This window comes from Nitrospirales bacterium, assembly GCA_031315865.1.
Lineage (GTDB): Bacteria > Nitrospirota > Nitrospiria > Nitrospirales > UBA8639 > JAGQKC01.
The window spans coordinates 3,694,164-3,707,714 of sequence record JALDRJ010000002.1 but is presented as its reverse complement, the minus strand read 5'-3'; the positions used below and the strand labels follow the sequence as shown (position 1 = coordinate 3,707,714).

Below are 13,551 nucleotides of genomic sequence, written 5' to 3'. Positions count from 1 at the left end.
AAAACTCTATCACGATGAAGGATCTAGAGGCATGGAATTACATCCGCAAGATTGGTTAAGCACGGTTCGGCAGGAATACCTCAAACGATTCGTGAAGCGGGGTGGATCAGCCGTCAAATTCGTCATCGCTGAAAACACCCCTGCCAGTGAATTACTCCATCCGCAGTTGGATACCATGGCGCGGGAAGAAGGGTTCTGTTCCGTCCATGTCGAGTCGAGTGAGACCAAAGTCCATATGGCTGACCGTCTCTTCCATCAAGTCGCACGGCTCATCGATTGGGATTCACTCGCGTATCAATTCGTCGCACGACTTCTTCAGGAAAACGGATATCAGATGCCTGAGGACCGGTCACAATTCAACCTGGCCGACGTAGCGAAGCTGAATGATCGTGCGGAACCGTTGTTGCGGCGTGATCTCAATAGTTGGCTGGAACGGGCGATCTTTCAAGATCCGGCCTTGTGTCAGGAATTCAAGATGGCCATGATTCGCCTCTGTCTTGCGCAGCTCGATTCTGGAGAAGGCAGTCCATTCATGACTCAAGCCGTCAACGAGTGGTTGCGAGGGGAATTACGTCAACTGTCCGCTTTGAAAGAGGCCCTCATATTCCAAAAAATCGTACGGCACAATGCCAGGCACATGTTCGCGTCACTCTCGCACTGGGTGCGGCTGGCCGGAAAACATGGGCTGGTCTTAACGATCAACATAGACCGGTATGTCGTCGCCAAGCGTCCTCCACAGCCAGAGGGGTTCTATTATAGTCCGGCCGCCTCGATGGATGTGTACGAAGTGCTGCGTCAGTTCATCGACGGCACGGACGAAATCGAAGGACTGCTGTTGATCGTGATGGCTCCAGGTGAATTCCTGACCGATGCGCGTCGTGGATTGAGCCGGTATGAAGCGCTGAAGTTACGAATCTGGGATGAAGTCCGTGATCGGACGTATCAAAATCCGTTGGGGGCACTTATTCGTCTGGGAAACGCACCGATAGGAATTGTTCCACAAGGTGTGGCGGAAGAGACAGGTTCGGAATTCAACAGCGCTGAGGTGGCCGGGAACGTCTCTCATCAACGGGTCATCGAATCGCTTCGATCTGGCGTGCCCAACCGTGATGTGGTTCAAGCTCTGGGAAGCCATCAGCCGGAGATTGAAGGGAAGTTTCAAGGTCTTCTCCAGGAACTCGCCCCACGAGTGGAGACCAACACGATGGCGAAGGGGTTGCTGATTGCCGGTGGCTTCGGTTCCGGAAAATCTCACTTGTTAGAGTCTTTGCAGCACATGGCCCTTGAGCACAATGTCGTGTGCAGTCCCATCGTGATCAGCAAGGAAACGCCATTTCATAATGTCGCGACGCTCTTTCGGGCGGCGGTTGATTCCGCCCTCGTTCCGCACAAACGAGGTCACGCGTTGACTGAAATTGCCAGCGAACTGAATTTTCAAAGTCCGCAATATTCGGAATTTTATGGATGGGCCCAGCGCCGGGAAAATGGAGAAGTCGATGCCCGGCTTGCCGCGAGCCTGTACCTGTATGAACAGATGGTCAATGATCCGGAGCTGAGCCATCGTATGATCCGTTTTTGGTCTGGAGATCCGCTCAGCAACGGAGAATTAAAGAAATTCCTGAAAGGATGCGCACCGGATATTCCATACTCATTCGAAAAAATCACGGCACAAGAATTGTCCCTGCAGCGCTTCCGTTTTGTTTCGCGGTTGATCGTAGCGGCTGGCTACGCGGGTTGGGTCCTGCTGATCGACGAAGCGGAAATTATGGCCCGCTATTCATACAAGCAGCGAGTCAAGTCGTATGCGGAGTTAGCGCGTTGGATGGGTGCGCTCGAAAATTGCCAATTTCCAGGCTTGGGGTCTGTTGTCGCGTTAACAGATGACTTTCAGGCCGTGGTGTTGGACGAAAAGGGCGATCGTGAGAAGGTTTCTGTGAGTCTCGCACAGCCTGAAGCCGATTCCATCATGAAAATGGCTAAGGAAGCCGAAGCGGGCATTCATGTGATTGACCAGGATCGTATGCTGCTCAATTTACCGTATGGAAAACTCGTGGAGGACACGTATGAGAAAGTACGGGCGCTTCATGGTTCGGCGTATGGGTGGGAGCCGTCAGCCGTGACCTCGGTCGACCAATTATCCAGTACGCGCATGCGAGAATACGTCAGAGGGTGGATCACCGAATGGGATCTCAAACGATTGACACCCGGGGCGAATGTGCACATTGAGGTCACGACGGTCTTGCAGGATTACTCAGAAGATGTAGAACTCGATGCCGTACTGGAAGACGACCCGGCCGCCGGACAAGAAGAGTCAGAGGAAGATCCCCTCCTGGCAGTGGCGATGCAGAACCAAGCGGTCGCTCACTTGAATCATGAGTAGAGCTGTTTAGCCTTCCGCGTGAGTGCTTCCAGATGCCTCCTCTCCACGCGATTCTGGACGAAACGGAGGTCGCGTCTCGCGAGGTTTGGCGATATTCACGATGAGTGGACGTCCGTCAAGTTCAGACTCATGTAAGGCCGAAATGGCCTGTTGGGCTTCATCCGGAGAACTCATCTCCACAAACCCAAAACCACGTGAACGTCCTGAAAATCGATCCATGATCACGGTCGCTGATATCACGGCTCCATGAGTCGCGAAGACTTCTTGTAATTCTTGATCGGTCGTCGAAAACGGCAGGTTTCCGACGTACAGTTTTGCGCTCATCTCATCCTCCTCTTAGATCGGCTCTTCTCATTGAGTGACGCATCAGGAACACGACGAGGGGCACTTTCTCCACTCGACTGTAGCGCAAAAGGGTATCATTGAGTTCGTATCGGGTCAACTTTTCGCTGGAAACTTAGGTCAAGCCGCCGCCCTCGCGCCAGCCAGAACCTGAATGGGATTTGAAGCGGAAAAAGGCAGAAATTCTGTCCTATGGGGGAAGCCGGTTACGAGGGCCTGGGTCTCTCTATTTGAACACAAGTGACATGAATCAGGCCCATTCGACACGATCGGATTCATGTTTTTTCTTCATTTCTCGAGCGGGAAAACCGATAACACTATCGAAGCCATGCGCAGAAGGTGCCATGTTTGATTCATATGGGCATTCGCATCGTTCTTGACTGCGGTTCCAGCTGGTATGACGAGTTCACCGATGTCAAAGATTTTCTCCAGCATATTGCAACAACTCCATGAGCGAACCATTTTAATCATCTCGATCTTGTTCGGGATTTGTCTGGTCGTCATGCTGATCCATATCACCCATTTAAAGACCCAAATGGTCAAGACGGTGGCCGTGACGAGCGCTGATGTCTATACCCGAGCCCTGATGGAAATGCGCAATCTCTACACAAGTGAAGTCGTGGAGCGGGTGAGAGCCAATGGGGTTGTCGTGACGCATGAGTATGAAAACCAGCCAGGCGCCATTCCTCTTCCGGCGACGTTAAGCGCAAAACTCGGCGAGCGGATGGGTGTGCAACGTCCGGGTGAACAGACTCGACTCTACAGTCCTCATCCGTTTCCCTGGCGTGGGCCGTCAGGAGGCGTACATGATTCATTTGAATCCGAGGCTTGGAACTATCTATCGGAACATCCTGGCGATGTCTTCCTGCGGTTTCAAGAGGTAGACGGCCAACCCACTCTTCGCTATGCCACCGCCGACGTGCTGCGGCCGGAATGTGTGGATTGTCACAATTCCCATCCCGAAAGCCCCAAACATGACTGGGAAACAGGGCAGGTTCGCGGTGTGTTGGAAATTCTCTATCCGCTCCGGAGTCTGGAGACGCTTACTGGCGTGAATATGCGGAGTACGTATGGACTCATGAGCCTTCTGGCGTTGCTCTGGCTAGGGGGCGTGGGACTGGTCGTGTCAAAGCTCCGTCGAACCTCAGATGAACTAGAAGTTCGCGTGCAACAGCGGACGCTGGACCTTCAAAGAACGAATGAACAATTGGAGCAGGAAATTCGAGAGCGTCAATTAGCGGAGCGCGCGCTACGCGAAGTAAGAGACCATTTGGAGCAACGCGTCCATGAGCGGACCGCAAAATTGGCCGAGGCCAACGCCGAACTTGTCAAGGAAGTGAAGGAGCGCAAACTGGCTGAAGAGGGCGTTCGAAAACTCAATGCGGATTTGCTGGAACAAAAGGCTCAGTTGGAGGCCAGCAATAAAGAACTCGAGGCCTTTAGCTATTCAGTCTCTCACGATTTGCGCGCGCCGTTACGAGGCATAGACGGGTTCAGTCAGGCTGTTCTTGAAGATTATGGAGACAAACTTGACAACGCCGGGAAAGGATTCTTGGAGAGAGTCCGTTCAGCGAGTCAGCGCATGTCGAAGTTGATCGACGCCATGCTTCATCTCGCCCGTCTGACGCGTGCGGAATTGCACGTGCAGCCGGTGGATTTGAGCGCGTTAGCGCAGCAGATCATCGGAGAACTCAATCGGGTGGACCCGGATCATGACGTCGCGTGGCGAGTGGAGGAAGGAATGAAGACCACAGCCGACCCGAACCTCCTCCGTGTGGTGCTGGAAAATTTGTTGGGCAATGCCTGGAAGTTTACGGCCCATACGTCGGATGCCACGATTGAAATGGGGATCACGCAGTACAGGGATCGGTCGGCATTTTTCGTCCGAGATAATGGGGCGGGTTTTGACATGACCTATGTTCACAAATTATTCGGAGCTTTCCAACGATTGCACGCGTTTAGCGAGTACCCTGGCGTGGGCGTGGGGTTGGCGACCGTGCAGCGAATAATTCAACGTCACGGTGGACAAATTTGGGCCGAAGGCATGGTGGGAGCTGGAGCCACATTTTATTTTACGTTGTGAGAAAAGGAGGTGGGCCATGAGTTCAAAGGAACAAGTGATTCTATTGGTCGAAGATCATCCTGATGATGAAGAGTTGACGATGCGAGCGCTCGCGAAAAATAACATCATGAATGAAGTCGTCGTGGCACGTGATGGCGTGCAGGCTTTGGAATATCTCTTCGGGACTGGCGCCTATGCCGGTCGTGACCTGAGCCAGATGCCGCAAATCATCTTGCTCGACCTCAAGCTGCCGAAGATTGATGGGCTCGAGGTGTTGCGACGATTGCGTGCCGATGATCGAACGAAATTTCTTCCTGTTGTGGTGTTGACTTCCTCCAAAGAAGAGCATGATGTCGTCAAAAGTTATCAATTGGGTGCGAATAGTTACGTGAGGAAACCCGTAGATTTCCAAGAATTCACGAAGGCTGTCCAGCAGCTTGGCCTCTACTGGCTCATTTTGAATGAGTCGGCGGCTGAAGTGCAGAAGGTGTAGACTGCAGGGTTGTCCTACTCAAGCGGTCCTGGTTGCGTGCCATTCTCTGGAGGGTGCCTTGGACGAGGACTACATATTTCCAGAGTTTATTTCCCGTACAAGCCGGCAGTAATGCGGACGGTTTGTTGCTGTTCATTCATGAGGCATCTCTCTATGGGTGTCATAGAGGCGGGATGCATTCTTCTGTTTTATCGAGATCATCCTTAGCCAAATATGTTGAAATTCTCTTCTCCTTGATCTTCATCGTGCTTGCCATCGTAGTGTCATTAGCTCGACGGCCTGTCAAAAATAGCCATACCTTGTCCGTTGATTCGAGTCCCCTAGGTCCTTGTGGCAATCGGACGGTCCGGTCCGATTCCGTTACAAGGCATATAAAAGCTTGACAAGATCAGAACGAATGAATCCATGGGCCATGCGTGTTGCTCTTCGGCATGGCCTTTGCTCAACTTCTCCTTCGGCATGTGTATATGATTTTTTGCTCATAGCGCTTTGGAGGGAGGGGATGTATGAAACGGAGATTTACGCATGGCATTCAAGAAGATGGCATGACCACGGAGGAATGGTGGGCATCGAAACACCAAAAGCAGCGAGGCAGCGTGTTCATCCGGTCGGGAAAGCCTTCAAAGGTTCAAAGTCCCGGTCTTCTGCGTTGTGCGGAATGCGGGAGTGAAGTCAAAGTCTTGGTTTCTCCGCGACGCAACCCCCACTCCAGTAAACTCGGGCGGGCTGTCAGCATGAAAGACCATGATCTCTGTCGGCGTTGTTGGAGGCGCCTGATGCAGCATGACCGGCAGGTGACGGTCGTGGACCTTCGGTATGCCCGTCGATCGTTTGAGGACATGGAGCAGAGTGATCATCCGCCCACGGCGTGTTGATCTCCATGGTGGCAGGCACTTGCAGCGATGTCACGATGCGGGGAACTCGGGCGTGACGTTGGCAGTGCTTGGCAAAGAGCCGGGGCGGAAGCCAGGATGGTGAGGAAAGCCTTCCTGGATGACAAGTCATGAGTGGGAAGAATTTTCGAGCTGTTGAAGAGTAGCGGCTGCGAGCGCTGGGCTTTGATAGATGACTTTCAGGATAAGGTTTCCGAACGTTCTTCTGACGACCTGCAAGAGTACCTGTCCGTTTTCGTAGCCCGATGTCAGTTCGGATACACGTTCTTTCTCGAACGCGTCAATATCGCTTTCACGCAGGTCATGGGTGAGTTGATATTGCTTTTGAAGAATATTTTGAAGATTAGCATACCATTCGTTTGAGAAATGTCCCATGTCTATGGAAATCCGAGCGAGCGTGGGCCTGGCTTGGCTGTTCTGTTCAGGATAGTAGGACAGATGGATGTAACGATTTTTCCCGGCGAGCTCATAGAGGCATTCCGTGGGACTGGAGCAACGTTCGAGTGATTGCACTTCCTCTTTTGTCATGCCGAATTTGAGTTCTCTAAATCCGTCGATGACTTCCGGAAAAGCGGGAGAGGGTTGTATCAGCAGAAGTAGAGTCAAGCAACACATCTTGATGAAATAAGGGCGATCGTAAGTCGGCATGAAGAGGGCTCCTCAAGTGTAACGGCCCAACGGGGCTGCATAGATAAAGGGGCTGTTGAAATCTGTGGGGTTCACGATATCAGAATCTGATCCCTTGAAGCGAACGAGAGGTTGATACGTGGTAAGAGGGCGACTGGGTCTGACCTCTGCTCGCGTCGATGAGGTGAGCGGTGCGAAGTTGAGATGTTCGGCGTTCTCCAGGCGTTATGATGGGGGAGTGATGTTCCAGTGAAGATCGTTGAGGAGCCACCAGGGTCTTCGATGGTAGCCTTTCGCTTTCATGCAATTGTCTATCTTGGGTTGGATCTCGTCGTGATTGAGTGTCCGGTTTTCAGGGGCTTCCCGGATTTCCTCCGCACAGGCCAATTGTTCATTGGGCGACACTTCACGTCCATCCGGCTTCATCCAAGCAGACCGGGAGCATGCGCCAAGTATGACCCCGAATACTACGCACAGGCCAAGCGAGAGAATCCAGTGAGCGCGTCGTGTCGAAGAGGGCATTGTCGAACCGTCCATGGCAGACCATACTCCTTTCTTGAGCATCTGGAGCCTGGAGACGAGACACGTGTTCAAAACGTATACGTAAGTCAGAATCCTGTAATGCTCGAGTAAGACGACCGTGTCATTGGTTCATGCAGATGACTGAAATGATTTCGGTTCATGTGAGGGGATAAAAGCGGGGAAGATGAAGTACGATCGTTGAATGTAGAAAAGGCATGCATATTAATCAGTAACATCATAGCATAGAATTTCGTACTTGGCACACACGGCATTGTTCAGAGTCCACATCGGTAAGGGCTCAGGATGATAGGCTCATTGCCCTTTCCACACAGTCACTTCGCCTCGGTCAAAAATGTTCATCAAAGAGTCTGTAGCCTTCTTCTTCAAGACACAGGGTAAGATAGAGATCCTGCTGGCGTTGGGAGTCCGCTATGCCGTAGAGGCCATCTAATACCTTATTCATGCAACGCTGCTGAACTTCCGGAGACAGTTCATTGTTCCCGCCGTTCTGCCAGATTCCTGTCATGAGTTCGGGGGGTAGCCGGTCCTGCACGTCACTGCAGAGCCACCAGACGTCTCCCCAAGTCCGATCTTCCAGGTATTCATGATTCAGATCCCCACAAGACATCCACTTGGTTGATTGACCGAGTAGGTAATCCAGACGGTTCCAGAATTGCGTGTACACGGCCGGTCCGTTTGGCCTCTGGACCTGCGTTTTTCCTGTTATCCAGGACTCTTCACTCTTCACGTCGAGAGTGACTTTTGTTCCGTCGGTATCGGGATGCGTGGAGATGTTCCAGGTATCTTGAGACTGGACGAGGTTCAGGCCGATGTTGAAACTATGCTCGCGGACAGCCACGAGCTGATCTGGCTCCAGCGTTCTTTGAAAAGCCTGATCGTCGGCCAAAAAAAACAGATCGGAAGCTGCCGATAAAATGGCCTGAGGCGTGACGGCCCGGTAGGTTTTCGATGAAATTTCGGCAGTTTCTTCTGGGGACATCACGCGCGTTGAACATGCGGTGAGCATGAAGGTTACGAGCAACAGGTAAATGAATAGTCGCATCGAATAGGTCATACCATATTTGACGTCTGTCTGAAAATCTGCGAGCTGCCTAAAGACTAGCCGGAACTGGTTGATTCATTCTAGCGTGTGCCATATTTACGCAATTGTCAAGCATAATACAGGCCATCAGAAGTGTCTCCCGAATTTTAGACAGCTCGATAAGAAGTATGTCTGCCTTCCATGACCCTGCCGGCGTCATCTTATTACCACCAACAAAATACACGGTACCGTGTGTGTCGGTTCTTAGTATGGAGTTGCTGCTGGATGTGCTCCTGTGTGGCGGCTTCTATGAGTTGAGGAGTGAGGACCTTTGAAGTATATCGAAGAATTGGGTAGGGTGTGTACTCAGTACTGCATGCCGGATCATATGACGCGACACGTATTCTTTCAAAGGAGGTTACACATGAGAACGCTTGCCGACTATAAAGTCTTGCTGGATCACTCATTTACTCTGAGCGCGAGTGAAAGCCATACGCTGACTTTCGAATTGCCATCAGATACTGCTTTGCCGGCTGCAACTGGTGACGGGACCGCTGTGCAACGTCCGATCATTATGTTTATGGCAGATCCCACGAACGATGCGAATGGCCTCAATTGTGAGATTACCATCAATGGGGATACGGCAATATCGACGACCTTCAACGAGGGCGTACGCCGGACAATGCACGAAAGTATTGGAGGAAATCGATTCCTGACAGGAAAGATGAATAGCCTCCAATTCAGTGTGATAGATGGCACAGGTAGCGTGAGCTTCTCAGATGTCGTGGTCTGGTTCCAGCGCTCCTAGGTTCAACGAAAGCGGAGCGACCCCTCTACAACAGATCAGACAGAATTGCTGGATTAGTTAGGCAGTGAATAAGGGACACTGATACATTCATAACTTAATGGGTTCTCTCTCCCCGGCCTTCCGGCGTGCCTGCCATTCATTTCCTTCACAGCCTCCCTGGTACGTTCATAGGCCAGTTCCTCCATCATACTCACTATTTGGCTCCGTCCTTCGTATTCATTGAACACCGCAACCCCGTAGTAGATATGGCGTAACCCTCAAGTGTGCCAAGAGGCTACGTCAACTCTTTCAAGGGGCACATGTCGGCTCCACAGCGGCCCTCTTCGAGAGAGAGTCAGGATAACGGCAGAATGAATCAAACGAGGGTAACAGGAAGAAAAAATAGAAGATAAAGATAGACGGAACAATAGCTAATCAACGTCCCCTCTTGTGGCAAAGACTCAAGTGGAATGCTGAGGCAAATTAATCGGGATGATCACATGATCGTTAAAAATGGGCGGGTGAATGGTAGAAAATTGAACATAGTCAGAAGGAAAAAATCTGTTCAGGATGGAAGTGATGTCCCAATGGGTTTCCATTGGCCTTTTGCGTTTTTTTTGTAGTAGGTGGTGATCAAGGGGTATTGAATACGAAACCGCCATCCTATTCGACGACGCGTTACCGTGACGACATCGGTCTTCGACTCTTGACTGGCCGATTGAATCGTGGCTTCGATGTACTTTATCCGTTGACGAGGGCCAAACAATGATTGACGTTCCAGGGTAATCTTCTTGCGATTGTCCGGGAGAACGATTTCATGTGTCTTCATCCAAAGCATAGACCGAACCCCGCGTGAATGAACAATAGAAAAAGTCCGTGAGAGATGAGCAATCCAGAGAAGATCAGGCATTGGTCTGAGTCGTCTTGCATGGGCAAGTTGGCGATTTTCCTTTCTTGAGATAGAGGCGAGGATGCCTGTTTGTATATGTTCGAGGACTAGGGTTTCTGTGTATTCCTATTCGTAGGGAAAACCTAGTAAGATCTTGCCCATTATACTGAATATCGGCCGTATGGGTTTTTTTCTTTGAACGAAGAGCATACACCGGTTTTCATGGTGTCTTTCTCTCTTTTCTTTTTTTGCTTTTCACAGAGGAGTTTTACGATGGTACGAATGATCTTCCTGGCAATTGTCCTGATTGTCGCGAGTGCGGTGTTAGCGGCGGCCTCATCAACCTGGGTGCTTTGGGGCATTAAAAAATCAGAGATCCAAATCACCCAGGCTGGAAAGCAGGGCACGTGGAGTTACATCGACGCCTTTATCGAAAAAAATGACTGCAATGCCCTGAAGTTGTCATTGGCGAAAGAACATACAGACTATCAATATGAATGTATCCCGGCTGAGATCAACCCAAGTACCATCGCGTTCTATTGAGAGCGTTGGAAGGATATTGAAGAACAGGGAGAAGCGGGGACCCAAGACCGGTGGAGCATGTCTGGCGTTTCATATGGAAATAGAGTGAGAGATGATGGCACGCCCAGGCAGAACATGCCAGAACCAGTTATGTAATATTCTTGACGATTGGTTCCGTATTCTCCAAAGCCCTTCAGTCAGCTCTTTGCCTGACTCTATTAATAATCACCAATGACAATAGTTAGAGAGTTTCACTACATTTCTGAGAATTCTCGTCTGAACGAAAACCAGTATCTCCAAATGTTCTAGCATCGAATATCCGAATGAACTGTTTTATGCGCGACATAGACGTTCCTACACTTTGAACCTGTTCATTGTTTGACAAAAGAAACAGGATTACCACGCATCACTCAGTTCTACAAGTGGCTCTCCTGCTTGGAGCAGTTTCGAAGATATTGGGGAATACCTGTTGGAGAAGAGAACGAAGATATTTGTTCGACGTATTTCCACAAGTAACCAGGAGAATCTGGGGAGGTGGACCATATTGCCTAACCAAATTAACGAAATCTTGGTCCTTGGTCATCACAATGGCACCTACCGCACGTGCTTCCTGGAAAATTGAAACGTCTTCGGCATCACGGAGGCCTAGAGACGTCACCGACTGGGACTCAATTTCAAATGTCTGGTCGATCCACTGGGCAAGATGAGGAGAAAGCTGGGCATCGATCCAAAGAGTCAAGCCACCACCATCGGGTAATCGAGCCGACCACTGGCAAATCTTAAACAGGCGTGGATATCTTTTTGTTCAAGGTCCGGAAGCTCATGCAGAACCTCTTCAGTCGTAAGGCCATTTGCAAGTAGATCAAGGACATCGGTGACTCGGATTCGCATCCCTCGAATACAAGGACGTCCACCACATTGTTTGGGGTTCACAGTTATTCTGTCTGCTACGTTGGACATATGCTCATCTCCATTGAAGTGAGCATATCATACTGGCATGCCTATGAGTAGAATGAAGATTGGTCCTGCCTATCTCTAGACTTGAGGGTTAAACAAAATGACATTGCTGGCAGGCTTTGGTCATAAATTGATCTGGCTTTTACTAGCGGTATTCTATCAATCAGACTTCAATGGTTTCTGGTTGTATATGACGGATCGGCTGGTAGTAGAGATGTTTGTAAGGTATATGGTGCCGAAGGCGGGAGTTGAACCCGCACGCCCCAAAGGACACTAGACCCTGAATCTAGCGCGTCTGCCATTCCGCCACTTCGGCACATCTACCTGGATTATCGTGAATTAACGGAGGTTGGTCAAGGAGTTATCCTCAAGAACTGTTTCACGGGCCCTTTATGCATTCTGTGCGGCTTGGATGGGCCCTGAGGCAACTCCTGGTAAAAAGGTTTGAGGCCACTTTCCGAATGCCTGTGTCTTGTGCCCGGAAGTCCATGCTTGTAAATCAGCGCTGTCGCCACAAAGAACGATTCGTTCTCTGATTAGTCCCGAGGCCCCTAAGAGGCATGGGGCGGGAATCTTGGGCGCGTCGGCGATGATGGCCATATCAAAGCGTGTACGACGAAATATGGGGTCTGTGAGGACCCGACTGGCCGTGGTGGCGACAATGCGCTTATTTTGAATAAATGCTTGGCGATTCGTGCCTTCGCCAGCGGCGAGCATTTCCCGAATCTTTCTGGTTCCCCCAAGCTTCGCGATTTCTTCTTTCAATTCGTCATATTCGGGTCTCATGTCCTTAGGGATCGTGGCTTCCGGAACCAGTTCTCGAATACGTTGCTGGGCGATTTCGACTTCCCGCATGAGTTCGTGAATTTTCTGTTCATAGATCAGGCGATACTCTTTTAACGTTTCGACATTCTTCCCCGCCGCTTGCATCGCAAGCCGCTTCCATATGGGAATGGCCTCATAATCTGCGACGGTTTTATCGAGGGATTTAATCTTACCCTGCCATTCGCTCAATGAAGTCAGGAGCCGCCATTCCAGGAGTTTGACTTCATTCAGGTCTCTTTGCTTGTCCCGTTTGTAAGCCAAGATGGGGGTGAGTTCTCGAAAACGCTCATATTTTTTTCGCAGAAGCACCTTGTGGGAGTTCGCCTTGGCATAAAATTGATGCATATGGGATTCGAACCCGATTTCCTGCAAGTCGATGCCGTTTGCGCTTGTTTGGATGGCCAGTTCATACCGGCTCAGGAGGCTTTTAAAGGGGAGCGCGGCGTTTTGGAGTTTCTTGGCGATGAAGCCTAGGAGACGATCAAGGGATTCATGATCCGGGCCCATCACGAGCACGCGTTTGTTTTGCCGGGCATGGTCAACGAGCATGCTGCCGATATGCGTATGACGTGTGTGTTCGTCGGCATGCCACATCGTCGAGAGCACTGAAGCCGAGACATTCGCTCTGGCTCCAGGGTCGGTGGCGTTCTCATCGGGATTGAGCCAGGGGACAAGCCGTTCGGCGGGGCCGAGCGTGAACGACTCCGGTTTAGTGGACATCTCGGACAGGCGCGTAATCGCGGTTTCGAGGAACCCCGATGTGTCCGGAACCACGGTGCAATGATGGACGGTCTCGCCGAAGGCATCGAATGTTTGGACCAGGACCTCACCATCCTGAGTGCCTAGTACGATCCCTTCTGTTGGTTCACAGTTATTCGACGGCAAAATCGTAATGGGCAGATCTTGTGTCAACATGTGTCCATTCGGAAGGCTTAGTGCATAGATATGCAAGGTGCCAATGGTACGAAGATGTCGTGCCTGCGCCACGTCAACTGGAGCATCGAACCCTTGCGTCATGGCCAAGTCTCGTTCTTCTTGCAATTGATCGATATACAGGGTCAGAAGGTCTTGGAGTTTCATTGTGCGTGTTCGTTCGGGCAGTTCGGTGGTTTGTGACGTTATAGCCGTTTCAAATAACTCCCGTCTGGTTCAACGTCGTACCACGCGGGGGGTGTCGTCTGTATCGATTGGCACGTATTTGAATTCGCTA

13 protein-coding genes and 1 tRNA gene are annotated in these 13,551 nt (G+C 50.8%); 6 read left to right on the top strand and 8 right to left on the bottom strand.

All coding sequences use genetic code 11. From position 1 onward, the window contains the following. The first annotated feature begins 31 nt into the window (after positions 1–31). Positions 32–2,380 (top strand): DUF2791 family P-loop domain-containing protein, encoded by a 2,349-nt coding sequence (locus MRJ96_16790; protein ID MDR4503102.1) that lies wholly within the window; start codon positions 32–34, stop codon positions 2,378–2,380. A gap of 6 nt (positions 2,381–2,386) precedes the next feature. On the opposite strand, the gene MRJ96_16785 is transcribed toward MRJ96_16790, so the two are convergent. Then, positions 2,387–2,704, bottom strand: coding sequence for an RNA-binding protein (locus MRJ96_16785; GenBank protein MDR4503101.1), 318 nt, complete (start codon positions 2,702–2,704; stop codon positions 2,387–2,389). Between the two features lie 430 nt (positions 2,705–3,134). Here MRJ96_16785 and MRJ96_16780 point away from each other — a divergent pair, with 430 nt between their 5' ends. From MRJ96_16780 to MRJ96_16770, 3 genes are all read left to right on the top strand, one after another. Further along, positions 3,135–4,805 carry an ATP-binding protein gene (locus tag MRJ96_16780; GenBank protein MDR4503100.1) on the top strand — a complete coding sequence of 557 codons (1,671 nt, stop codon included), beginning with the start codon at positions 3,135–3,137 and terminating at the stop codon, positions 4,803–4,805. A 16-nt stretch (positions 4,806–4,821) separates the two neighbouring features. Beyond that, positions 4,822–5,277, top strand: a complete 456-nt coding sequence (locus tag MRJ96_16775) for a response regulator (protein ID MDR4503099.1) — start codon at positions 4,822–4,824, stop codon at positions 5,275–5,277. Between the two features lie 506 nt (positions 5,278–5,783). Next, positions 5,784–6,152, top strand: a complete 369-nt coding sequence (locus tag MRJ96_16770; protein MDR4503098.1) for a hypothetical protein — start codon at positions 5,784–5,786, stop codon at positions 6,150–6,152. A gap of 126 nt (positions 6,153–6,278) precedes the next feature. On the opposite strand, the gene MRJ96_16765 is transcribed toward MRJ96_16770, so the two are convergent. The 3 genes from MRJ96_16765 to MRJ96_16755 form a co-directional block, all read right to left on the bottom strand. Beyond that, positions 6,279–6,818: a hypothetical protein gene (locus MRJ96_16765; protein ID MDR4503097.1), complete on the bottom strand. Its 540-nt coding sequence runs from the start codon at positions 6,816–6,818 to the stop codon at positions 6,279–6,281. A 204-nt stretch (positions 6,819–7,022) separates the two neighbouring features. Then, positions 7,023–7,334 (bottom strand): hypothetical protein, encoded by a 312-nt coding sequence (locus MRJ96_16760; protein MDR4503096.1) that lies wholly within the window; start codon positions 7,332–7,334, stop codon positions 7,023–7,025. A gap of 331 nt (positions 7,335–7,665) precedes the next feature. Beyond that, on the bottom strand, positions 7,666–8,382 hold the full coding sequence (locus tag MRJ96_16755; protein ID MDR4503095.1) for a hypothetical protein: 717 nt from the start codon (positions 8,380–8,382) through the stop codon (positions 7,666–7,668). Between the two features lie 403 nt (positions 8,383–8,785). Here MRJ96_16755 and MRJ96_16750 point away from each other — a divergent pair, with 403 nt between their 5' ends. Further along, a complete protein-coding gene (locus tag MRJ96_16750; GenBank protein MDR4503094.1) occupies positions 8,786–9,169 on the top strand; it encodes a hypothetical protein in 384 nt (127 codons plus the stop codon). A 544-nt stretch (positions 9,170–9,713) separates the two neighbouring features. On the opposite strand, the gene MRJ96_16745 is transcribed toward MRJ96_16750, so the two are convergent. Then, positions 9,714–10,058 (bottom strand): hypothetical protein, encoded by a 345-nt coding sequence (locus MRJ96_16745; GenBank protein ID MDR4503093.1) that lies wholly within the window; start codon positions 10,056–10,058, stop codon positions 9,714–9,716. A 252-nt stretch (positions 10,059–10,310) separates the two neighbouring features. Between MRJ96_16745 and MRJ96_16740 the strand changes: the two genes are divergently transcribed. Then, positions 10,311–10,580 (top strand): hypothetical protein, encoded by a 270-nt coding sequence (locus MRJ96_16740; protein MDR4503092.1) that lies wholly within the window; start codon positions 10,311–10,313, stop codon positions 10,578–10,580. A 714-nt stretch (positions 10,581–11,294) separates the two neighbouring features. Here MRJ96_16740 and MRJ96_16735 read toward each other — a convergent pair. The 3 genes from MRJ96_16735 to MRJ96_16725 all read right to left on the bottom strand — a co-directional run bounded on the left by MRJ96_16735 (position 11,295) and on the right by MRJ96_16725 (position 13,421). Further along, positions 11,295–11,519 carry a DUF433 domain-containing protein gene (locus MRJ96_16735; GenBank protein ID MDR4503091.1) on the bottom strand — a complete coding sequence of 75 codons (225 nt, stop codon included), beginning with the start codon at positions 11,517–11,519 and terminating at the stop codon, positions 11,295–11,297. 227 nt (positions 11,520–11,746) lie between these two features. Beyond that, positions 11,747–11,832, bottom strand: a tRNA-Leu gene (locus MRJ96_16730). 74 nt (positions 11,833–11,906) lie between these two features. Then, on the bottom strand, positions 11,907–13,421 hold the full coding sequence (locus tag MRJ96_16725) for a hypothetical protein (protein MDR4503090.1): 1,515 nt from the start codon (positions 13,419–13,421) through the stop codon (positions 11,907–11,909). Between the last annotated feature and the right edge of the window lie 130 nt (positions 13,422–13,551).